This window comes from Sinosporangium siamense (assembly GCF_016863435.1).
Classification (GTDB): Bacteria; Actinomycetota; Actinomycetes; order Streptosporangiales; family Streptosporangiaceae; genus Sinosporangium; species Sinosporangium siamense.
This window is the reverse complement of record NZ_BOOW01000007.1, coordinates 265,663-288,642: the sequence shown is the minus strand read 5'-3', so window position 1 is coordinate 288,642 and position 22,980 is coordinate 265,663. Positions and strand designations below refer to the sequence as shown.

The 22,980-nt window shown below is 69.7% G+C and carries 15 protein-coding genes; 6 read left to right on the top strand and 9 right to left on the bottom strand.

The genetic code is table 11. From position 1 onward, the window contains the following. Positions 1-45: 45 nt before the first annotated feature. Both Ssi02_RS06160 and Ssi02_RS06155 read right to left on the bottom strand, forming a co-directional pair. A complete protein-coding gene (locus Ssi02_RS06160; protein WP_204021932.1) occupies positions 46-2,715 on the bottom strand; it encodes a bifunctional FO biosynthesis protein CofGH in 2,670 nt (889 codons plus the stop codon). Positions 2,716-2,883: 168 nt separating this feature from the next. Next, complete coding sequence (locus Ssi02_RS06155; protein ID WP_204021930.1) at positions 2,884-3,795, bottom strand: DNA-3-methyladenine glycosylase family protein; 912 nt, start codon at positions 3,793-3,795, stop codon at positions 2,884-2,886. 383 nt (positions 3,796-4,178) lie between these two features. Here Ssi02_RS06155 and Ssi02_RS06150 point away from each other — a divergent pair, with 383 nt between their 5' ends. Beyond that, positions 4,179-4,484 (top strand): hypothetical protein, encoded by a 306-nt coding sequence (locus Ssi02_RS06150; protein ID WP_204021928.1) that lies wholly within the window; start codon positions 4,179-4,181, stop codon positions 4,482-4,484. 316 nt (positions 4,485-4,800) lie between these two features. Here Ssi02_RS06150 and manB read toward each other — a convergent pair whose 3' ends face one another. The 4 genes from manB to Ssi02_RS06130 form a co-directional block, all read right to left on the bottom strand. Further along, positions 4,801-5,922, bottom strand: a complete 1,122-nt coding sequence (gene manB / locus Ssi02_RS06145) for a mannose-1-phosphate guanylyltransferase (RefSeq protein WP_239128638.1) — start codon at positions 5,920-5,922, stop codon at positions 4,801-4,803. A 17-nt stretch (positions 5,923-5,939) separates the two neighbouring features. Further along, entirely contained in the window at positions 5,940-7,028 is a 1,089-nt protein-coding gene (locus tag Ssi02_RS06140) for a glycosyltransferase family 4 protein (RefSeq protein ID WP_275410607.1), read from the bottom strand. Positions 7,029-7,152: 124 nt separating this feature from the next. Continuing rightward, on the bottom strand, positions 7,153-8,241 hold the full coding sequence (locus Ssi02_RS06135) for a lysylphosphatidylglycerol synthase transmembrane domain-containing protein (protein ID WP_239128636.1): 1,089 nt from the start codon (positions 8,239-8,241) through the stop codon (positions 7,153-7,155). Continuing rightward, entirely contained in the window at positions 8,238-9,140 is a 903-nt protein-coding gene (locus tag Ssi02_RS06130) for a class I SAM-dependent methyltransferase (protein ID WP_373870087.1), read from the bottom strand. The genes Ssi02_RS06135 and Ssi02_RS06130 overlap by 4 nt, the downstream gene beginning before the upstream one ends. A 151-nt stretch (positions 9,141-9,291) precedes the next feature. On the opposite strand from Ssi02_RS06130, the gene Ssi02_RS06120 reads away from it, so the two are divergent. Beyond that, positions 9,292-10,224, top strand: coding sequence for a lysylphosphatidylglycerol synthase transmembrane domain-containing protein (locus Ssi02_RS06120; RefSeq protein WP_239128634.1), 933 nt, complete (start codon positions 9,292-9,294; stop codon positions 10,222-10,224). Positions 10,225-10,247: 23 nt separating this feature from the next. Here the strand turns inward: Ssi02_RS06120 and Ssi02_RS06115 are convergent, their stop codons facing one another. The 3 genes from Ssi02_RS06115 to Ssi02_RS06105 form a co-directional block, all read right to left on the bottom strand. Further along, positions 10,248-11,318 (bottom strand): glycosyltransferase family 4 protein, encoded by a 1,071-nt coding sequence (locus tag Ssi02_RS06115; RefSeq protein WP_204021924.1) that lies wholly within the window; start codon positions 11,316-11,318, stop codon positions 10,248-10,250. Beyond that, positions 11,319-12,215 (bottom strand): glycosyltransferase family 2 protein, encoded by an 897-nt coding sequence (locus tag Ssi02_RS06110; protein WP_239128633.1) that lies wholly within the window; start codon positions 12,213-12,215, stop codon positions 11,319-11,321. Positions 12,216-12,329: 114 nt separating this feature from the next. Then, a complete protein-coding gene (locus tag Ssi02_RS06105) occupies positions 12,330-14,495 on the bottom strand; it encodes a hypothetical protein (RefSeq protein ID WP_204021920.1) in 2,166 nt (721 codons plus the stop codon). Between the two features lie 142 nt (positions 14,496-14,637). Here Ssi02_RS06105 and Ssi02_RS06100 point away from each other — a divergent pair, with 142 nt between their 5' ends. The 4 genes from Ssi02_RS06100 to Ssi02_RS06085 all read left to right on the top strand — a co-directional run bounded on the left by Ssi02_RS06100 (position 14,638) and on the right by Ssi02_RS06085 (position 22,953). Continuing rightward, positions 14,638-16,347, top strand: coding sequence for a hypothetical protein (locus Ssi02_RS06100; protein ID WP_204021918.1), 1,710 nt, complete (start codon positions 14,638-14,640; stop codon positions 16,345-16,347). A gap of 314 nt (positions 16,348-16,661) precedes the next feature. After that, the gene (locus Ssi02_RS06095) at positions 16,662-18,653 is read left to right on the top strand and encodes an LCP family protein (protein WP_239128632.1); all 1,992 of its coding nucleotides are present in this window, start codon (positions 16,662-16,664) and stop codon (positions 18,651-18,653) included. 359 nt (positions 18,654-19,012) lie between these two features. Next, positions 19,013-21,733 carry an acyltransferase family protein gene (locus Ssi02_RS06090; protein WP_204021914.1) on the top strand — a complete coding sequence of 907 codons (2,721 nt, stop codon included), beginning with the start codon at positions 19,013-19,015 and terminating at the stop codon, positions 21,731-21,733. 206 nt (positions 21,734-21,939) lie between these two features. Then, positions 21,940-22,953 carry a glycosyltransferase gene (locus tag Ssi02_RS06085; RefSeq protein ID WP_239128631.1) on the top strand — a complete coding sequence of 338 codons (1,014 nt, stop codon included), beginning with the start codon at positions 21,940-21,942 and terminating at the stop codon, positions 22,951-22,953. The last annotated feature ends 27 nt before the right edge of the window (positions 22,954-22,980 follow it).

Genomic DNA, 22,980 nt, shown 5'->3' with positions numbered 1-22,980 from the left:
GGCTGGGAACCCGGACGGTCGGACTTGACCGTCACGCGTGGTCGGCTACGACTCCACGCGGGTCGTCAAGGTGATCGGCACCGCCGTACGCCGCACACTCCCGCACACACCGTCACTGGCCGCCGCCGCGGCCCTGCGCTCGGCGCTCGGCTCGGTGTACTCGGTCGTGCGCTGCCGCAGCGGGCGGCCGGTGGGGGCCACCATCGCGGCGATCTCACTGATCGTCTTGTAGGAGCCGTTCTCCGAGCCCGCCATGCGGCTGATGGTCTCCTCCATCAGCGTGCCACCGAGATCGTTGACCCCGGCGGCGAGCACCTGCCGGCACAGGCCGTCGCGGAGCTTCACCCATGAACACTGGATGTTCTTGATGGACCCGTGCAAGAGCACCCGGGCCAGCGCGTGCACCGCGAGGTTCTCCCGCGAGGTCGGGCCGGGCCGGGCGATGCCCGCCAGGTAGATGGGCGCGCTGTGGTGCACGAACGGCAGGAGCACAAACTCCGAGAAGCCTCCCGTGCGCGACTGCAGCTCGCGGATCAGCCTGATGTGCCGCACCCAGTGCAGATGGTTGTCGACATGGCCGTACATCATCGTCGACGTGGTCGGAATGCCCACCCGGTGGGCTGTCGTGATGACCTCGATCCACTCCTGCGTCGGCAACTTGCCCTTGGTCAGCACCCAGCGCACGTCGTCGTCGAGGATCTCGGCCGCCGTGCCCGGCAGCGAGTCCACCCCCGCCTCCTTCGCGCCGACCAGCCAGTCCTCAATGGAGAGGTTCGTACGGCTTGCGCCGTTGACCACCTCCATCGGGGAGAAGGCGTGGACGTGCATATCCGGGCATCTGGCCTTCACCGCCTTGGCGATGTCGAAATATGCCGTGCCGGGGAGATCAGGGTGGATGCCGCCCTGCATGCACACCTCGGTCGCGCCCGCCGCCCACGCCTCCTGCGCCCGATCGGCCACCTGGTCGAGCGAGAGCGTGTAGGCGTCGGCGTCCGAGCGCCGCTGCGCGAACGCGCAGAACCGGCAACCCGTGTAGCAGACGTTGGTGAAGTTGATGTTCCGGTTGACGACGTAGGTCACGTCGTCGCCCACCGCCTCCCGGCGCAGCCCGTCGGCGATCTCGCACAGGGCGGCCAGCGCCGCGTCGTCGGCCCCGCGTCCGTGCTGGTCGCCGGCCGTCTCCAGCAGGGTCAGCGCCTGCGCCTCGGTCAGCTTCGCGGGGTCCCGCTCGGCCTGGCGCAACGCCTCGCCGACGTCGCCCACGAGAACCCCGCCGACCGCGTTGACAGGGGCGGTGGTGCCGGTGCCGTCGGAGGCCGCCGTGGGATCGCTCTCATGGAGGCGCTCCCGCAGTGCCTCCCAGTCACCGTAAACGTGGTCGAAGTCATCACGCCGGTCGTTCGTCCTGCCCTCGGTGTCCACGCCGACGTGCAGGTCGACCCGCCCCGACGCCGTGAACCCCCCGTCGGGCTCCTGCCACGGACGGCCCACGACCAGCGCCGACTCGTCGGCCATGCCCGTCACCGGGTCGAGGAGCGCACGCACGTGCCCCACCACCCTAGGGTCGAGCCAGGGCTCCCCCGCCTTGATGAACTCGGGGTAGACGGTCAGACGCTCGCGCAACGTGAAGCCGGCCTCCGCCGTAAGCGCGGTGAGGCGCTCGATCTGCGGCCAGGGACTCTCCGGGTTGACGTGGTCGGGCGTCAGCGGCGACACGCCGCCCCAGTCGTCGATCCCGGCCCGCACCATCAACTCGAACTCGTCGCCGATGAGGTTGGGCGGGGCCTGCACACGCATCTTCGGCCCGAACACCAGACGCGCCACCGCGATGGTCGCCGCCAGCTCGTGCAGGTCGGCGTCCGGCATCCGCTGCATGACGGTGTCCGGTTTCGCGCGGAAGTTCTGAATAATGACTTCCTGGATGCCGCCGTATTCCCTCGCCACCTTGCGGATGGCGAACAGTGACTCCGCCCGATCCCGGATCGTCTCCCCGATGCCGATCAGGATGCCGGTCGTGAACGGCACATTCGACCGCCCGGCATCTTCAAGCACACGAAGTCGCACCGCCGGGTCCTTGTCCGGCGAACCATAGTGAGCTTGGCCCTTCTCCGTGAACAACCTCGTCGAGGTCGTCTCCAGCATCATGCCCATCGAGGGCGACACCGGCTTAAGCCGCTGAAGGTCGCGCCAGCTCATGACCCCCGGGTTGATGTGCGGCAGGAGACCGGTCTCCTCCAGCACCCGGATCGCCATCGCACGGACATAGGACAACGTGTCGTCGTATCCATGCGCGTTAAGCCATTCCTTCGCCTGGTGCCACCGGTCCTCCGGCCGGTCGCCCAGCGTGAACAACGCCTCCTTACACCCCAGAGCCGCCCCCCGCCTGGCGATGTCGAGCACCTCGTCCGGGCTGAGGAACTCGCTGGGCAGTTTGTGGGGTGCGGTCGCGAACGTGCAGTAGTGACACCGGTTACGACACAACCGGGTGAGCGGGACGAATACTTTCCGGCTATAGGTGATGATTCCCGCACGCCCCACGGCCTCAAGACCTGCGTCCCTCACCCTGGCCGCATGGCCAAGCAGGGTCTCCAGGTGATCGCCGCGTGCGTGGAGGAGTACGGTCGCCTCGTTGACATCGAGCGCCTTGCCGTCGCGCGCCCTGGCTAGGGCGCGACGCAGAGCGCTATCACTGACTTGGGGATGACGCTCACTCATACGCGCACATTACGTTGCCCGCCTCGTCAGGCATTCAGCAGGTGTTTCCTACGGGTGGCTCGCCGGCCGAGGTCACCTGTCCGCCTGCTCGACGGCACGAACGCGCAGATCCTCGGGTGGCTCGCCGGCCGAGGTCACCTGTCTGCGCTTATCCACCGGCGGGCCGCGCTAAAACGACCGGTAGTCCCGGACCGCCATACGCGGGCCGCGGGCGGGAGGGCGGTGCCCGCTCAACTCCAGTAGCCGGGTCACTCGATAACGATGCCCGGCATACGGCTCAAGCAGCCGCAACATGCCCGCGTCATCGGTCTTCTCTCCGGTCAGCGCCCAGCCCACCACCGAGGGAAGGTGGTAGTCCCCGACCGAGACCGCGTCCGGGTCGCCGAGGGCACGCTGGCGGACCTCGGCCGAGGTCCACACCCCGATCCCGGGCAGAAGCCTGAGCAGCCGGTCCAACTCAGGCGACTCACGCGCGGCCTCGAACTTCTCCGCGTGCCAGGCCGCATTGACGATCGTCTTGGCGCGGACACCCTCGACGCCGGCGCGATGCCAGTCCCAGCTCGGGATGGACCGCCACACCTCCGGCGGAGGGAACACCCTGAGTCCTTCGGGGCCGGGGCCGGGCGCGCGTTCGCCGTACCGCGCGAACAACCAGCGCCAGGCACGCCAGGCCTCCCGCCCGACGACCTTTTGTTCGAGGACTGCGGGCACCAAGGCCTCGAAGACGCGTCCGGATCGGCCGATGCGGAGCCCGGCATGGCGGCGGGCGGCGTCCCGGACAACGTCGTGCTGTGGATCAAACCCGGACTTGTCGTCATGTGTTCCGAGCAGCTCAGGAAGCGTGTCCAGCATCCACTCCGCACCCGGCCCCCAGGCACGGCCGACCACCGCTCCCTCCCCGGGGAGTACGGTGACCCGCAGCGTGCCCGGCCCCAAAGGGGTGCGCGACGTGCGCCACACGGCGCCGCCGGCCTCCTGCCGCCATGTGGGGTCGCCGCCGCCGCGGCGGTGCGGCGACATGGTCAGCGCCACGTCCAGTGCCCCGCTCAGGGCCACGTCCGGCCGCCACACACGTTCCATTCCCCACCTCCAACGTGAGCCTAGTTCAGGCTCCCGGGGCCGCCGCCCTCGCTGTTCCGGACACCCGCCAAGGGGGGATCCGCCAAGGCGGACATTCGGCGAACATGCCGAGACTTGACTCATCTTCGCAGCCAGGTAGGTTTTCGGTTAGGAAACTTTCCTAAGCAAAAGCGGCGGGAGAACGGCTGGGCACCGGAGCAACCGATCGTCTTCCCGCCTTGCCCCGGACGCACTCCCCCCAATCGCCGGCCTTATGTCAGCGACGAGCCGACAGGAATTCCCGCGAAGCCATCCAGGAAGTACCCCTTCACCGTTTCCTGGCTCAGGCATCGCCCGCATCACGTCAATCCGCCATGCACGACAACACCGGGAGGTAAAGCAGCATGAAAATCAAGAAGTGGGCAGGAATGGTCACCGCCGGCACCCTGATCAGCGCGGGTGTCCTCATGGGTATGGCCTCGGCGGCTCACGCCTTGCCCGCCGGCTGTAGCTGGACCCAAGAGGGCTACAGAGTGACCAGCCAATGCGCGGGCGGCACCGGCCAGCACCGGGTGGTCGTCAACTTCATCCACGTCAACCCGTGGGTCGGCCCCGCCGTCATGGAAAGCCAGTGGGCTTACGTGGGCAACCACTCCTCCATCAACGTTCTTGGCACGGTGACTCACGTGAGAGTCGAAACGAAGGACTAGAAATCCCCTTAAGGCCGAGGGGACACAGAGATGTACGGTGCCCCTCGGTCTTAACGTCGTCTATTTCCCCCGTCGATCAAGCGCCGAGACTCCCACCGTGCCACGCTGACGGACCCGGAGGACCGGCCAAAGCGCCGAGGCACCCGCCGTACCCCGCCCACAGACCCGGCCGACCGGCCAAAGCGCCGAGGCACCCGCCGCACCCCGCCCACAGACCCGGCCGACCGGCCAAAGCGCCGAGGCACCCGCCGCACCCCGCCCACAGACCCGGCCGACCGGCCAAAGCGCCGAGGCACCCGCCGTGCCCCCTAGCGGGTCAGAGCTCGCTCGACACTCGGATCGCGCAGTCGGGCAAGGTGATCCCCGGCCACACGCGGGTGCCGGGGGGAAGCTCGTTGCGGGGGCCGATGACGGCGTGGTCGCCGATGACGGCGCCGCGCACGACGGCGCCTTCGGCGATGCGGGCGCCGGTGCCGATCACGGAGTCGGTCACGACGGCGCCGGCCGCGACGACGCTGTCGTCGCCGAGGACGCTGCCGCTGACGCAGGCTCCGGCGGCGACCGTGGCGCGGGCGCCGATGACGGAGCCGCCCTCGACCTTGGCCTGGGGTGACACGTCGCTGCCCGCGAGCGCGAGGTGCTCTCCGGGCGCGCCGGGCAGGGCCGGGGAGGCCAGGCGGCCGAGGACGAGGTCGCTGGAACCCTGGACGAAGGCGGCGGGGGTGCCGACGTCCAGCCAGTAGGACCGGTCGGCGTAACCGAGCACGAGCGCTCCGGCGTCGATGAGGCCGGGGAAGGTCTGGCGCTCGACGGAGACGACCTCGCCTTCGGGAATGGTGTCGATGACCGACCGCTTGAAGATGTAACACCCGGCGTTGATGCGGTTGGTCACGGGGTCGGGGGTCTTCTCCAGGAAGGCGGTGACGCGTCCCTCGTCGTCGGTGGGCACGCAGCCGAAGGCGCTCGGGTCCTCGACCTCGGCGAGGTGGAGCGTGACGGCGGCGTCGCGGTCGACGTGCATGCGAACCTGGTCGGCGATGTCGTGGCCGGACAGGACGTCGCCGTTGAAGATGAGCACGGGCGCGTCGGGGCCGCAGGTCAGGCCGCGGGCGGCGTTGCGGATGGCGCCGCCGGTGCCGAGCGGGGTCTCCTCGGTCACATATGCCAAGGAGAGCCCGAAGCCGGCGCCGTCGCCGAAGACCTCCTCGAACATCTCCGCGCGATAGGACGTCGCGAAGACGACGCGGCTCACGCCGAACGAGCGGGCCCGGGCGAGCTGGTGGGCCAGGAACGGCACACCGGCGGTGGGGAGGAGAGGTTTGGGAGTGTTGATCGTCAAGGGTCGCAGCCGGGTGCCCTGACCGCCCACCAGCAAGATCGCCTGAAGGTCGGGGGCGGGGACTCCGCCGGGGGCGTGGGGCACGTTGCTCTGCGTCACGCGGAGAGGCTAACGCACTATTCGACCGCCCGCTGATAGGAGACCAGATGTGCCTCCGCCGACGCCCGCCACGTGAACTCCCCGGCGCGTGCCCGGCCCGCGGCGGCGAGCCTTTCGCGCTGGTCGGGGGAGGTGAGGAGCGCCGTGAGGCTGCGGGCGATGCCCTCGACGTCGGGCTCGGTGTAGGCGACCGCGTCGCCGCCGACCTCGGGCAGCGCCGAACGCTGCGTCGTCAGCACGGGCGCGCCGCACGCCATGGCCTCCAGCACGGCGAGCCCGAAGCCCTCGCCCCGCGACGGGAACGCCGCGACGAGAGCCCCGCCGAGGAAGCCCGGCAGATCGCCGAAGGCGAGGTAACCCGGCCTGATCACCCGCACGTCCCCCGGCACCTCACGAATGGCGGCGTCGACTTCGTCGTCGTGGATGCCGCCGGCCAGCACGAGCGCGGGACGCTCGGGCACCGACTCCACCGCGCGGACAAACCCCCGGATGAGATTTGGCACGTTTTTGCGGGGTTCGAGCGCTCCCAGAAAAGCGACGTAAGGCTGGCCGTGCAGCCCCAGCCGGCGCGACACCCGGCGCACCTCGTCGACCCTCGGCCGGTGGAACAAGTCCGTGTCGACCCCGTGATAGGCGACGTCGAGCCGGGTGGAGTCGGCCGACAACACCCTGACCAGCTCATCCCTGGTCGCCTTCGACGGCACGATCACACGGGCGGCGTGGCGCACGGCGGTGCGGGTGGCGCAGCGGAAGAACGACGCCTTCTTCCTGCTGTGCTGCTCGGGCTCGGTGAACCACGTCACGTCGTGGACTGTGGCGACCGTGGGCACCCCTGAGCCGAGCGGCATCGAATAGTAAGGCGCGTGAATCACCTTGGCGCCGACCTGCTTGGCGAGGATCGGCACGGCGTTCTGCTCCCACGCGAGCCTCGTGGCCCGATTGGCGATGGACACCGGGCCGGCCAGCACTCGGGCGGAGGGCGCGAGGCGCCGATATCGCTCGGTGTCGGAGCGCTGGCAGACCACGACCAGGTCGGCTCCCGCCCGGTCGAGGGCCCTCACGAGTCCATCGACATATCTGATCAAGCCACCACGGTCCGCAGGCACAGCAGCGGCGTCGACAAGCACCCGAGGTGTCACAGTGGATCTCTCCCCTCAAGATCCGCGCGGCGGTTCTGACCGCCGTTCCCCCGTTCACTCTATGACCGCACCCGGCGAAACGTGGGCTAAATCACAGGGCATTTTGCTGAGCATGACCTTGTGCGGAACCGGCCGTTCTCCTGGCCGCCCAACCACCGCAGACGGCGCAGATCAGGTCCCCCATGACGATCACCATGCGGGAGACGAGGGCCACCGCGATGGCCGTGCCCTGACCACCCGCCGCCCCCAGCACGGGCATAAGAACCGCGACCATCGCGACCTCCCGCACCCCCGCGCCCGCGGGCACGACGAAGGTCATGATGCCGAGGCACCAGGAAAGCGCGAACGCCCCGACGGAGAAGACGGCCAGGTGCACAAGCGTGAACCCCGCCACGAACTCGGAGAGCACGGCGGCGAGGTGCGCGCCGTACATGACCCAGCCGATCGTGGCCCACATCAGCGCCGTGAGCATGCCTTTGCGGGTGAGAGGAACGGGAAGCGGCTCGCGCCGCAGCTTGCGCAGCCCGAAGGCGATCACCTTGTTGATCACCCGGGGTTCGAGCGCCACGAGTGTCACCGGGATCAGGAGCAGCGCCCACGCATATGGGCCGATGGAGCGGGGCGTCGAGGCGAGCAGGGTTACGGCGGCGATCAGCAACCCGCTGCCGAGCTGCACGGGGAACGCCAGGAAGAAGGCCGCCGCACTGCGCGATCTCGGCACGCCGTGGTCACGGCCCATCTCCATCTGGGCGACCATGGGCCAGATGGAGCCGGGGATGTATTTCCCCAACTGGCCAATAAAGAAGATCTTGCCTGCCGGGCGCAGCGGCAGCCGGGACCCGAGGTCGGCGAGGAGCGCCCGCCAGACCATCATCCCGCAGCCCAGAGCCCCCACCACCGCGACGAGCGACATCGCGAGCGCCCCCCACGACAGCCGCCCGAACGCCGCCGCCACCGCGTCCCACTGCCCCGCCACCGCCCACGCGCCGAACCCCAGCGCGATCACGAGGAACCCGACCCGGAGCACCCGCCCCCAGGACCGGCGCCGCGGCGCCGCCGCGGGAGCATCTCCCGCCGGTACGGCATGAGCCCGCGAGGCCGGCGCGCGGGACGCGGCCTCAGCCGAGCCGGAGCCCATCGCGGCGGGCCCGGTGTTCTCGCGGGGGTCGCCGGTGTTCACAGGGGACGGACCCGCTCGGGAGGTCGGGGCAGCCTGGGGCCACGGGGAACCATCGGCTTCTTCGTCGCGACCCACAGGTAGGTCGGCACGACCGGCAGCAGCAGCCGCAGCGCGGCCCGGGGCACCCGGGCCAGCACGGCCCCGGCGACCTTGCCGATCATGCCGGGGAAAAGCTCCGACCCGGCGAACCGCTCAGGTGTGGCGAGCACGGGAAACGTGTAGTCCCACACGTGAAACTCCCGCATCATCTTCCGCAGGCCCCATCGCGTGCGATAGCGCTCGTAGTAATGGTCGGCGCGGCCGAAGGCCCGCACATAGCGGTCGGCGAGCGCCGGCGGGAGGTAGGACAGGAAGGGCAGCTTGTAATGCGGCTCCATCACACCGAGCCGATTGCCGAGCCCTAGGTAGAGCACCCCCCGATCGGACAACACGCGCCGCATCTCGGCGATGATCGCGTCGGGGTCGACGACGTGCTCGTAGATGTGGTTGAACACCAGCACGTCAACCGACCCGTCGGGGAACGGCAGAGCCGTGCCGTCGCCGCACACGAACGCCACCCGCCCGCCGAACCTGGCCGCCGCCTTGCGCAGGCCCGGCACGTCGATGTCGACACCGAAGGTGTGCAGCGCCCCGGCCTCGGCCAGCTCATCGGCGATGAACCCCGCCGAACAGCCGATATCCGCCACGGTCAGCCCGGCGAGCACCCCGGCTGGGGAGTCCGGCTCGGCACCAGGCTCCTGCCCGGTGCCACCCTTAACCCCCGTTCCCTGCCCGGTTCCCAAGCCCTGCCCATTTCCCAAGCCCTGCCTATTTCCCAAGCCCTGCCCGGTGCCCAAGAAGTGAGCCAGCACCGCGATGATCTTCGCGGCTTTACGGCGGCGTTTGGCCTCGTCGAGCATCGCGCCCTGGAACTCGGAGTATTCGAGTTGCGCGACACGTTCCTTAGCGACTCCCACGACGCCCAACAGTACCGGCGACGCGTGGTGCCTACCTCCGAGTAACGCCGACGCGTACTCTGGTCCAATGCTCAGCCGTCTACGATCTAGCCCTTTGCTGCGGATTGTCCTCGCGTTGATCGCACTGGGCTTCCTCGGATACGGCCTGGCCAGAGACTGGGACGAGACCACGGCGGCCCTCACCAAGCTGTCGTGGTGGTCGATCATCGGATCGTTCGCGGTGGTGATGCTGGGACAGGGCCTGATGCTCGTGGCCTGGCGCGCGACCGTGTCCGGGCTGGGCTCCCCCCTGCCATACGGCGTGGCCGCGCGCATCATGTGCGTGGGCCAGCTCGGCAAATATGTGCCGGGCACGGTCTGGGCCTACGCGGCGATGATGGAGCTCGGCCGCGATCACGGCTGCCCGCCGAGGCGCACGTTCGCCGGCACGTCGCTGGCGCTCGTGATCTCGCTCGGCTGCGCGCTCACCCTCGCCGCGGCGACCCTGCCCCTCACCGCGCAGGACCTCATCCGCCAAGCCTGGTATCTCGTGGCGCTGATCCCGGTCATCCTGATCTGCATGCACCCCCGGGTGCTCGCCTGGGGCCTCAATCTGGCGATGCGCATCGCCCGGCGAGAGCCCCTGGAGCGGGATATCCCCGGCTCCGCCGTTCTCATCGCGGCGGCGACCAGCATGATCGCCTGGGTGTTGTACGGCGTGCAGGTCTGGCTGATCACCTCGGATCTGTCGCCCGGCACCGACAACTGGACACTGCTGCTGGTGTCCGCGGGCGCCTATGCCATCGGGTGGGCGACCGGGCTGCTGTTCGTGGTCGCCCCGGCGGGCATCGGGGTGCGCGAGGGGGCCATGCTGCTCGCCCTCACCCCGCTCATCGGCGCGAGCAACGCCCTGGTGGCCGCCGTGGTCACCCGGCTCGTCGTGACCTTGTGCGACCTGTCGTGGGCGGGCATCGGCTGGCTCCTCGGCCGCCGCGCCCGCACCACCGCCCAGCGGACCCCGGAGCCGGTGGCCGAGCCGTCCTCATAAGACGAGCCGCAAGGCGGCGGACGTCAGCTCAGCAGCGTGTCCACATAAGTCGTCCAATAGGGCTCCGGGTCAACCGCCTTCACCCCAGCCCGGAGCCGCTCCGGCTCGCCCGGCTCGTAGAAGCGGGCCAGGGCCTTGGTCAGGGCCTCCGTCGTGGCCTCCTCGACCAGCAGGCCGTCCACCCCGTCCGTGACGTGGTCGGCCAGGCCGCCCACCGCCGTGGCGATCACCGGGACGCCGTGCTCGTGTCCCAGCCAGACGTTCTGACTCGCCGTGGCCGAACGATAGGGCAGCACCAGCGCGTCGGCCCGCTCGAACAGGGCGGGCACGTCGCTCGCCGGGACATAGCCGGGCCGCAGCTCCACCCGGTCGCCGAGCCCGAGCTCGGCGACCAGAGCCGCGGTGTCGTCGAGCCCGCCCCAGAACTCACCGGCCACGGTCAGCCCGACGCCCGGGGTCTTGGCGAGGGCACGCAGCAGCAGGTCAAGCCCCTTGTAAGGCCGGACCATGCCGAAGAACAACAAATGATTGCGCACCGACCACCCCTCGCGGCCGGCACCTGCCCGCGCGGGCAGGTGCGGTGGCAGACCGGCCACGGCGACGGGGGCGGGCGTGAGGTCGCGGGCGATGAGCGCCTGCTCCTCGGAGTGGGCGAGCACCCGGTCCACCCGGCGGAGCAACGCCTTCATGAGCGGCTTGTCGTATGGCTTGCGCTCGTGTGGCAGCACGTTGTGGCAGAGGGCGAGGACCGGGGCACGGTGGCCCATGCCGTACAGAATGCCGAGGTAGGGGGGCACCTGCACGGGGCTGAGCACGGTGAGCACCACGAGGTCTGCCTCACGCATCAGCCTGCCGCGGCTCACCCAGCCGCCGGGGCTGCGCCAGTCGAGGCGGCGGTTGGTGTGGGGGAAGGGCGTGCCCTCGGGTGCGGTGATCGTCTGCTGGCCGGGGTAGAGGAACGACGGGTATTGCGCGCGCCACGACTCGATGACCACGTCGTGGCCGCGGGCGGCCAGGCGGTGGGCGAGCTCGGTGGTGTGCTGGGCGCCGCCGCCTTTATAGGGGTAGGTGGGCCCGACGATGGCGATGCGCATCTAATCGCCCCTGGATCGCACGATGAGGTCGGCCAGCAGGGCCAGTGAACCGATGATCAGGCCGGTGGTGAACATCATGACGGTGTTCTGGGCGAGGTAGAACGGGTGGCGGATCATGTCCCACACCAGGCCCTTGGTGATGGCGATGCCGATCAGCGACAACGCCGGCGGCATGAGCACCTTGAGCGGGTTGAAATACATGATCATGCGGAGCACCTGCAGGATGTAGCGATAGGCGTCGGACACGAAGCTGAACTTCGACGTGCCCGCCCGCTTGCTATAGCCGATCGGCAGGTAGTAGACGTCGTGCTGGTTGGAGAGGAACGCCAGCGTGATCGTCGTGACGCAGGAGAAGCCGGGGGGCAGCAACCGCAGATAGGGCTTGGCCACCGACTTGCGGAACGCCCGCAACCCGGAGTTGAGGTCGGGGATCTCCTGCCCCGCGAGCTTCTCGGCGACCTTCCTGATGAACCACTTGGCGGGCACCCGGAGCATCTTGTGCGTGCCCTGCTCGCTGGTGCGCGCCCCCACGACCTGGTCGATGCTCGGATCCTTCTCCAGGATCTGCACCAGCTCGGGGATGCGCTCATTGGGGTAGGTCATGTCCGCGTCGGTCCAGACCACGATCTCGCCGCGGGCCTCCTGGCTGCCGATGCGGCGCACCGTGCCCGATCCGCCGTTGCGGTGGAACGCCACGACCTTCATGTTGGGGAAGGACGGCGCGGCCTCGTGCAGTCTGGCCAGCGTCTGATCCGCGGAGTGGTCGTCGATGGCGAGCAGCTCATAGCTGTAGCCACTTGAGTCCATCGCGGCGCTGATGCGCTCGATCTCCTGGATGACGTGATCCTGCTCGTTGTAACACGGCAGGACGATCGTGACATAGGGGTTGTCGTCCACAGCGGATCCAGGGGAGGTCGGGGGCGTGCTCACGTCCCGCGAGGATACTCGCCAAAGCTGTGCCCCGAGCGTAAAACGGCACCCGATTCGGTTACGGAGTGTCACTTCCGCTGGTCAAGAGCGGTCGAGAACGACCATCCAGACGTTCATGGAAAACGACCAGGTGCCGTTCGGCGGTTCCACCAGGCTGCGTTCGTCCTGCCGGGCATGGAGGGAGAGGGCTTTGAAGGCCGTGCCGTACGGCGTGAGCTGGTCCGCGTCGGCGGCGAGCAGCACCGGGCGGCGGCCCGCGCCGCGGATCCTGTCGACGACGCGGCGCACCTCTTCCGGCGGGGCGGTGTCGCGCTCGGACCTGGCGCGGGCCACAGGGACACCGCACATGCCCCGGACGACCTGGGCGAAGCGATCGCCGGTCACACGTTCGACCATCAGCACGGAGGCGTCGGCCGGTATCTTGCGGCACATGGCCTCGACGGCGGCGCGCTCCCCCCGCTCGACGGGGGTGAAGGCGGTGCCGATGGAGGTGACGGCCGGGGGGACCAGCAAGAGCACCGCGCCGACGCCGGCGACGGCGGCCTGAGCGCGCCCGCCGTATCCCATGCGGCGGGCCTTGTCCTTGACCCAGCCGAGCCCCCAGACGGCCAATATGACCAGCCCCGGGATCACGATGGGCACAAGGCGGCGGGCCGCCCATGGGTGGTCGGGGGTGATCCCCGGGCGGAGCAGGGTCGCCACGGTCGTCCAGCCGATGATCGCGAGCGGCAGCAACCAGGCCGCCTCTCCGCCGCGCAACATGCGCCGGACGAGCAGCGCCCCCGCCAGGGTGGCCAGGACGACCACGGGCACCCCGACGTACCAGATCACCCAATACAGGGAGTCCTCGTAGTAAAGCCTGGTGGAGTCGATCGGCAACCCGTTGTCCCGCTGCGCCTGGGCGATGAAGGCGGAGTTGAACTGGTCGTCCTGCGTCACCGCGAAGCGGCGCACGGTCGACACCCACGGGCGTACGGCGAAGCCCGCGGTGACCAGCACCACCACCCCGGCGCCCACCGCCGGCAGGCGGCGGGCGAGCCCCGGCCACCGGGCGCCCGCGGCCCCGATCCACGTGTGAAGCCGCGGCCCGGCCCAGGCCCCGGCCACCGTCAGCACCACCACGGCGGCGCATATGCCGAGCAGGGGAACCAGCGACGCCGACAGATTCCTGAGATAGGGCTCCGACAGGAGATAACCCGTGCTTCCCCCGAGCGCCATCCCGGCGAGCAGCCCGGCGAGCAGCGGAATCCCGAGGCCGGGCCATCCCACCCAGAGCGCGAGCGGCGCCGGCGCGCCGGTGGAAGGAGCCCTCCGTGCGATGCGGCCCAGGGCGATGAGCAGACCGGCGAAGGCCAGCACCGGCATCAGATCCCGGAGCCCGTCGATCCTCACCACCAGCGCCAAGCCGAACACAAGCCCCGCCACGACCGCCGCGGCCCGGGCGGAGGCGGCCCCGACCGGCCGCGCCAGCGCCGCGCGGCCGGGGCGCAGCGTCCCGTGGCCGACCGCCCGCGCATGAGCGTCGAGCAGCAGGACGACCCCGCCGAACAGCAGCACAAGCGAGGGGATCTCGCTGAAGGTCGCACGCGAGGTGTAAAGGATCGGAAGCGCGACACCGAACACCAGACCCGCCAAAGGCGCCCACGCCGCCCCGGCCAGCCGGGCCACGACGCCTGCGACGGTGAGCACGGCGAATGCCCCGAGCACCGCCGGGACCAGCAGCATCCCGGCGGCGCCGCCCAGCCAGTGCCCGAGCGCGTAGATCAGCGGCGCTCCCGGCATGAACTGCGGCACGATGTCCGAGCCCACCAGGAAGAACCCCGGGCTGGCGAACCACAGCGCGAGGTCGCCGCCGCCGAAGGCGGCCATCTGCCCGGGGATCGGGAGCGATCCGTGCTCGGCCAGCCAGATCGCATATTGGGCATAGGTCGCGGGGTCTCGCCGTACGACCAGCACCTCACTGTGCAGCAGCCCGTTGAACACGGCGGAGGCCGCGGCGACCCCGGCGACCCCGGCGGTCTGCCAGGCCGACGCCTCGATCACCTCGGGCAGGCGGCGCAGCGTGAGTGCGCAGAGCGCGGCCAGCACGACGGCGGCCAGCACGATCGCGGGCAGCGGCCTGAACCATCCGCTCAGCAGCAGCGGCACCCCGGCGATCAGCCAGGAGGCGAGCAGCAGGGCGGGCAGCACCGTGATCGCGGCGAGCACCCGGCCGGCCGACGGCCACCGCGCGAGATCGACCCTCATCCGCTCCCCTTCCCTCAAGGACTCCCGCAGGGCCCGCCGCCGACGCCGCGGCGGGGCCCCAGCAGGTAACGTACGGCCAGCCGAACCAGGTTGGTGACAGACAGGTGTGACAGGCCATCATCGAGGACGGGCGGGGGGCTTCGTGGCCGGAGCGACGCGTGACGCCGGACAGCGGCCCCGCCGCCCTGCCGTGGTCGCGGCGGTGTGGCGCGACCATCGGTGGTTCACGGTGGTTTTCGGGTTCGGTGTTGTGTTGCGCCTGGTCACGATGATGGGTTACCGGCCCGCTCTGTGGTTTCCCGATTCCTACACATATATCGTGACCGTCCTCCGCCCCCGCCCAGACCTGGTGCGTCCGGCGGGCTATTCAATGTTTTTGAAGCTGCTTGAGCCCTTCCATAGTTTCGGAGTGGTCACGTTCGCCCAGCACTTGCTGGGGCTGACCGCCGGTGTGCTGGTCTACGCGGTGGCACGCCGCCTGGGTGCGCCCGGCTGGGCGTCGGTGCTCGCGTCCGTCCCGGTGCTGCTGGACGCCTACCAGATCGAGCTGGAGCACCTGCTGGTGTCCGACTCGTTGTTCACGGTCCTGGTGCTCGGCGCGGTCTGCCTGTGCCTGTCGCGGGGCCGCATGACGTTGCGCGCGGCGTGCGCGGCCGGTCTGCTCCTGGCGGCGGCGTCGCTGACGAGGACGGTGGGGTTGCCGCTGGTGGCGGTGCTCGCGGCCTGGTTGTCGGCGCGCAAGAGGTTCGCGGCGACCGGGGTGATGCTGGCGGCGGCGATCGTCCCGATTCTCGCCTACGGCGGGTGGTTCTACGCGACCTACCAGAGGATCGGGCTGGTAGGGGCGAACGGCGCGTTCCTGTACGCGCGCACGATGACCTTCGCCGACTGCTCGATCATGAAGCCGCCGGCCGACCTCGCGGTGCTCTGCGATCCACGCCCGCCGGCGCAGCGCCCGCCCTCTCAGGAATATCTCTGGAATCCCGCCTCGCCGCTGGTGAAGCAGCCCGGCATCACGTTCACCCGCGAGAACGACGCGCTGGCGACCCGCTTCGCGGTCCTGGCGATCACGAGCCAGCCGCTCGACTATGTGCGGTCGGCGCTGACTGAGTTGTCACGCACGTTCACGGTCGACCGGCCGGTCTATCCGGATCAGGAGATCTACGACCTCTATCAGTTCCCCGCCGTCCCGCCCCCGCCTCCGACGCGTGAGGCCGCCGTCAACGGCGCACGCTTCGCCGAGAAGTACGAACGCGGCCCCATCGGGACGGACCTCGTCGAACCCTACGCCGGATGGATGCGGATTTATCAGGACTTCGTGTCGCTGCCGGGGGCGGGCCTGCTGGTGATCCTGCTTGTCCCCCCGGCGCTGCTCACCACCCGCCTGCTCACCAACCGCCCGGTCACCGGGCGCGCCGCGGATTCCGGCGCGCGTGTTCTCACCGGGTTCCGCGCACGGCTTCGAGTACGGCAAAAGCCGTCACAGCCCATGCCCGCCGGCAGCGACGCGCCTCCGGCCGGCGACGGGCACGGTATCGAGAAGGGTTTCAAGCACGATTTCGAGCAGGGTTTCGAAAAAAAGGGTTTCAAGCGCGGTTTCGCGCCCGGCGCCCGGCGGATCCTCTCAGCAGTGGGCGGCGGGGCCGTCCTGCTCCCCTGGGCCACCGCGTGGATCCTGTTGCTTACTCCGACATTCGTAGCGGAGTTCGATTATCGGTACGTTTTGCCCGCACTTCCCCTGGCGACGCTGGCTGCGGCTCTCAGCATCCGTGGCGCACGGCCACATCCCTACATCTCTCCGACCAGGGCAAACGCCGTACAAGCCCCGAGAACCTCCACCAAGGGATCGTAAAAAGAGATTAACCAACATTCCTCAATATGTCCGGTTCTGTATGCTGAGGCACCGGATCACCTGGGCTGGGAGTCAAGGTGGTCAAGGCGTGAATCGGCCGATCCTGGCACCGGCTCACAGGTCGGTGACCTAGTCTTCTGGCGCGACGACCGAACGATCGAACTCGCATGTGGCGCACGTGCCCAGGTGGGTTCGCCGACCATAGGCGGGGGGTGGGGATGAGCGAGCGTCGGCGCGCAGCCCTGAACAATCCCCGGTCGACCGGGGAGCCCGGATACAGCGGAGAAGGCAACGGAAGCCCTGGTCGCAGGGGCGTGCCACCTCGCGATGCGGGGCAGCCCGGCACCGGTGCTCCCTCCCGGGGCCGCCGCGCCGCACCACCCCGTGACGACGACGCGGGAGCTTTCCCCGGCCACGGCGGCGACGGCTACGGCAACGGTGGATACGGCGGCGGATTCGACAGCGACGGATTCGGCAGCGGCGGATTCGACGGCGACGGATTCGGCCGGAGGAGTGCAGGTCGCGGCCGTGCCGCCGGCAACGGCGCAGGTCCCGCTGACGAAGGCGGATGGCCCGGCGGAGCGCGCGGAGAGCCGGCCAGGGCCGGGGCGGCCCCGAGGAGCGGCGGGCGGAGAGCCGCCACCCCGGCCGGGGGTGCCCACCAGGCCCCGGCTCCGCCGAGGAGCGGCGGTCGCAGGGGCACCCGTCACGCGGGCCCGGCACAAGACGACCGGCCGGCCGCCGTCCCCGGTTCGCCTCCGGGGGGACCACCGCACTCCCCGCCGGGCAGGTCCCACGACAAGGGCGGCTCCGGCGGCAAACGCATGCGTGTCATGGCCTGGGTCAGCATCGTCGTGACCGTGGTGGTGGTGGCCGCGACGCTCGCCGCCTACACGATCTACCTCGACCTCGAAGGCAACATCTCCCGCAAGAACTTCGAGGACGAGCTCAAGAACCGCCCGCCGGAGACCGGCGCGCTCAATGTGCTCCTCGTCGGCTCGGACACCCGTGCCGGGGTGGGCAACAAGAAATACGGCCCGACGACGACCGAGGCCGACGGCGAGCGCACCGACACCATCATCCTGCTCCACCTGTCACCCGACCGGGACAAGGCCACCCTCGTGAGCTTCCCCCGCGACTCGATGGTGCAGATCCCGGCCTGCACGCACCCCAAGACCAAGCATGTGGTCCCCGCCGGTCTGCGTCAGATCAACTCCGCCTTCAACGACGGCGGCATCGTCTGCACCATCGACACGCTCGAGAAGCTCACCCAGATCCGGATCGACCACTACGTGAAGGTGGACTTCGCCGGGTTCAAGGGCATCATCGACGCGCTCGGCGGCATCCCGATCTGCCTCCCGAAGGACGTGAACGACAAGGAAGCCAAGTTCGTCATGCCCAAGGGGAAGCACACTGTCAAGGGCGAGCAGGCCCTGGCATATGTGCGCATGCGCAAGGGCCTCGGCAACGGCAGCGACACCGACCGCATCAAGCGCCAGCAGCTCTTCCTCACCCAGGTGGTGAAGCAGGCGACAAGCGCCGACCTGCTGACCAACCCCGGCCGGCTGCTTGACTTCCTGCGCGCCGCGACGAAGACCGTCGAGATGGACGACAAGCTCAGCGTGCCACGCCTCGCCGAGCTCGCGGGAAGCGCCCAGGCACTGACCGCCACCGGCCTGAAGGCGATCACCGTGCCGTGGGAGCCCTACGTGAACGACACGAACCGCGTGCAGTGGAAGCAGCCCCAGGCCGAGCAGCTCTTCACCGCGATCCGCACCGACACACAGGTGACCGCCCCCACCCCCAAGCCGTCAACCCAGTCGGCGACCCCGGCCAAGCCGGCGATCAAGCCCTCGCAGATCCGGGTGCAAGTGCTCAACGGCACCAACGTGGCAGGCAAGGCCACAGAGGTCGCCAACATGCTCACCCAGCACGGCTTCGTCGTCACCCAGGTGGGCAACGCGCCCTTGGAGAACGGCACCGCCGTCTCCAAGACGAAGGTGCTCTACGCGCAGCGCGCCACCGAGGGCCCGGACTACGCCGCCCCGCTGGCCTCGAAGGTGCTCCTCTACAAGAACGCCAAGCTCTCCCCTGCGGCGGGCAAGGTCGCCGGCACGAACCTGGCGCCCTTCACGCCGGAGACGACCACCACGCCGACCACACCGCCCGGCGAGTCGGTCAAGCGGGGAAGCCCCATCGTGCAACTCGTCATCGGTGCCGACTGGACGGGTGTGAAGCCCGCCTCCACCATCCCCGACGCCCTCAAGGGAGACGTCGTCGACGCCAAGACGAACCCTTGCCAATGAGGCCCGCGGCAGACCCTCCAGGCCGGCCCCCCACATCCGTGGGCGGGCCCGGCCATGCCGGCCTCACCACTTTCCACAACCTCAATGGGAACGCCGTCGATGCCCAGACCAACCGTTGCCCATGAGGTCCCCGGCGAGCTCTCCATGTCGTTTAACCCCGTGCCACGGGGGAACCCGACATTAGCCATGTAACTTCGTGTTCCTGTGTCTCTGACGCGACATCGATCGTGAGGGCCGTTAATCTTGACGGGTCGGCGGCACGGGGCTCGCCGGTCGCACTCCGATTCACGGCAGCGCACGCACCATCCAGGCGCGACCTGTCTTCCCGTCCGTCGAACAGATAGCTGAGCGTTCCTCCCGTGAGTGACACCCATTCCCCGTTCAACGTGCCGGTTCCACGCGACGACTCCGCGGGCGGAGGCGATCCAGCTCCCTCCCCACCCGCCCAGGAAAACCCCGTCCCCGGGCAAGGGGACGGCTGGCCGGAGCTGCCAGGTCACCGCCCCGTGACCCCGACCTGGCAGGACGAGCCGACCTGGCAGGGCGAGCCCGCGCGGCACGGAGACGACGGCCGCCACGGGCAGGGCCCCCGGCAGCCGGGCGAGGCGTGGCACTCCGACGAGACGCACTCCGACCAGACATGGCAGGCCAACCGCTCATGGCCGGGCCAGAGCCCCGCCGGGCCCGCCGGGGAAGCACACGTCACCTGGCAGGGCGACGTGCGAGGGCGAGGCGAGACCTCCCACCAGGCCGGTGGCGGGCACAGCTCGTGGCCGGGCGCGGACCACCGGCCGGGCCAGACGTCCTCCCCGTCCGGCGGTTCATGGCCGGGAGCGGTGCCTCCCCAGACGGCCGGCGAGACACGCGGCTCATGGCCGAAGCCGACACCTCCCCAGACGGCCGGCGAGACATACGGTTCATGGCCGGGGGCCACCGGCGAGACACACAGCTCATGGCCGGGAGCCGACCGTCCGAGCGCGGCCTCCCCTCACGCCGGCCCGCAGCCCCAGGCCGGTCACGATTCGCGCTTCAGCGGCAGCGAATACGGTTCGCAGCCCGCCGCCGACGGATACGGCACGCAGCCCGGCAGGACCCCCGGGGGACAGGGCTCTGGCGGGCAGGGATCGGGCACCGGATCGCTCTTGTCGGACGACGAAGACGCCGGCGAGGTCACCGCATGGGGCTATCCCGCGTACAACCCGGCATATGATCCGAGCGCCCCCACCTCCACACCGCAATCCCCCAGCGCCGCACCCTACGGCTCCACCCCCGGTGTTCCCGCCCAGGGCACCTCCACGTCCGGTGGCTTCCCCCGCGGCGGTTCCACACCCGGCGCCGGCGACTCCCCGCACAACGCTTCCCCTTACAGCGCCTCTTCCCACAGCGCCTCTTCCCACAGCGCCTCCCCCCAGAGCGCTGCCACGCCCGGTGGCTTCCCCTCCGGCGCCTACTCCCTCCCCGCCGACACGCACGCGGCAGGCACGACCGGCACGACCGGCACGGGCGGGGCCGACATCCTGGGTGACCCGGTGTCGACGACCGGCGGCACCTACTGGGCGAAGACGCCAGGCCACGCCGACGACGTGTTGTCGTCCCCGCCGGCTTCGCCGTACGACCGCCCCTACACCAGGCCCGCGGACTATCGCCCGGCGACCTGGGAGCAGGAGTTGCCGCCCTCCACCGGCGGGTCCTACTGGGACAAGGTGCCCCAGCAGCACGACGGCACCTCGCCGGCGCACGCGAGTGGTGCACACCCGCCCTATCCGGGCCCCGGGGACCAGGCGGCGGAGAACGACCCGCCGAGCCTTCCCCGGCCGCGCCCCACCGACTACCACGCGACAAATCCCCACGGCGCGGATCTCTACTCCACGGGCCCGCAGCAGACCAATCCCCACGCGGCCGGCCGGGCCACGGCGACCGCGCAGACCCGCACCGACCTGCCCCGCCCGGATCGCACTCATTCGGCGGACTTCGACGAGGCCGCCCGTGCGGGCATCCCGCCCCGGGGTGGTGCGGTGCTGGCGGCGGTCACCGACACGCGGACGCGGACCCGCACGGCCACCGCCGCCCCCGCTCCGGCGCGTGCGCCGCGCAAGCGCGAGCCATATCTCGACAACGTCAAGTTCATCCTGATCGCCCTTGTGGTGGCCGGGCATGCGCTGGTGCCGACGCTGGACGCGCATTCCGGGAAATCCGCCTACATTTTTATTTTCGCCTTTCACATGCCGCTGTTCGTCATGATCAGTGGTTATCTGAGCAGAAACTTCTGGAACTCAAACGCGAAGACCAACAAGCTGGTCGACACCTTCCTGATCCCCTACGTGATCGTGGAAGTCGGTTATGCCCTGTTGCGTTTCGCCACGGGCCAGAAGTGGAGCCTGACCATCATGGATCCGGCCTGGCTCAACTGGTATCTCCTCGCCCTGCTCCTATGGCGGCTCTCGACACCGGTGTGGAAGCGGATGCGGCATCCGTTCCTGGTCTCGGTCGTGATCTATATGCTGGCGGGTTTCTCCGCCATCTCCGGCGATTTCAGCATGGACCGCTTCTTCGGGCTTCTGCCGTTCTTCGTGCTCGGTCTCATGCTTCAGCCGAAGCACTTCGAGCTGCTCAACCGGGGCTGGGTCAAGATCCTCGCCGGTGTGACGCTGGTCGGCGGCGCGGGGGTCGCGATTCTCGTCGCTCCCCATATGTCCGTCAAGCCGATGTACTTCAAGTACGGCTTCGAGGATCTCGGCCTCACCTGGTTGCTCGGGATGGGCCTGCGCGCGGCCATGCTGATCGCCTCGATGGCCCTGTCGTTCGCGGTGCTGGCGCTGTCCCCGCGCGGTGAGACGTGGTACACCGACCTCGGCACACGCACGCTCTATGCCTATCTCCTGCACGGTGTGCCGGTGATGATCGGCAAGGAGACGGGCCTGCTCGACCTGCCGTGGCTGCACGGGCCTCTCGGTGTCGTGGCGATCACCACCTGCTCGCTGCTGCTCACGATCATCCTGTGCCTGCCGCAGACCCGCACGCTGTTCAAGTGGCTGCTCGAACCCCGCCTCGTCTGGCTCTACCGGCGGCCCTCGCGCTAAGGACGGCAGCCTCCGGCGGGTGCGAATCCGCTCGCGAAACCGCAGGTGCGCGAGCAGGTTTCCGCACGCGCCGGCATGAGGAGTTCGACGTGGCTTCACCACTTGTTAATGCCTGACATCCGAAGTGGTTGCGGAGGCGACGCAGTCTCGACGATGTGCGGTTTTGTATCGGTACGCTCATTCACCACCCGGAGGACACCCGGATCATGCACAGGCAGATCCGGGCTCTTCTCGACGCCGGGCACGAGGTGACGTATGTCGCGCCGTTCACACACTGCAACGTCACCCCGCCGCCGCCCATCCGGGCGGTGGACGTGCCGAGGGCGGAGGGCTCCCGTCGCGGCCGGGCGTTGCGCAACGCCCGCAGCGCGATGAAGCGCGCCGCCGCCGACGCCGACCTGATCATCGCGCACGACGCCGACCTGCTACGCAGTCTGCCCCGGCTGCGCCGGCCGGCCGTGTGGGACGTGCATGAGAACCCCGCGCCCACGTGGCTCGACCGCTGGACGGCGACACGCGCCGAGCAGCGCCTGCACCTGATCCTCGCCGAGCCCGCCTGCCAGGACCGGTTCTCCCTGCCTCATCCGCTGGTCCCCAACGCGGTGGCGGTGCCGGCCGCGCCGCCACCTCCGCCGCAGTCCCGGCGTGTCGTGCATATCGGCAGGTTGTCCCTCGAACGCGGCGCGGTGCAGCTCATCGAACTCGGCCGCAGGCTCACCCCTGTCGGCCTCCGGCTCGACCTGATCGGCCCGGCCGACCCAGGCGTACGGCCCCTGTTGCGCGACGCGCAGCGCGAAGGTGTGCTCGACTGGTATGGCTACGTGGCCAATCCCCACGCCCTGCGCATGGCCCGCGGTTCACTCGCCGGACTGTCGCTCACCCAGGACATCCAGCCGGTACGGCGGTCCCTGCCCACCCATGTCATCGAATACATGGCGGCCGGCATCCCCGTTGTCACCACTCCGCTGCCCGCGTCCGCCGCCGTGGTGGAAAGGTCGGGATGCGGGGTCGTCGTGCCGTTCGGCGATGTGGACGCGGTTGTGCGTGCCCTCCTCCGGCTGCGGGAGGACGAGGAGCGCCGGACCGCCATGGGGGCCGCCGGGCACGCCGAAGCCCTGCTCCACCACCAGTGGACCGATCACGAACCCGGACTTGTCCAGCTCCTCACCCGATGGGCCACCGGCCAAAGGAAAACCCATCCTCGCATCATCACTGCGTAACTTCCGCCGCTCCCGGCGGCGGGAGCC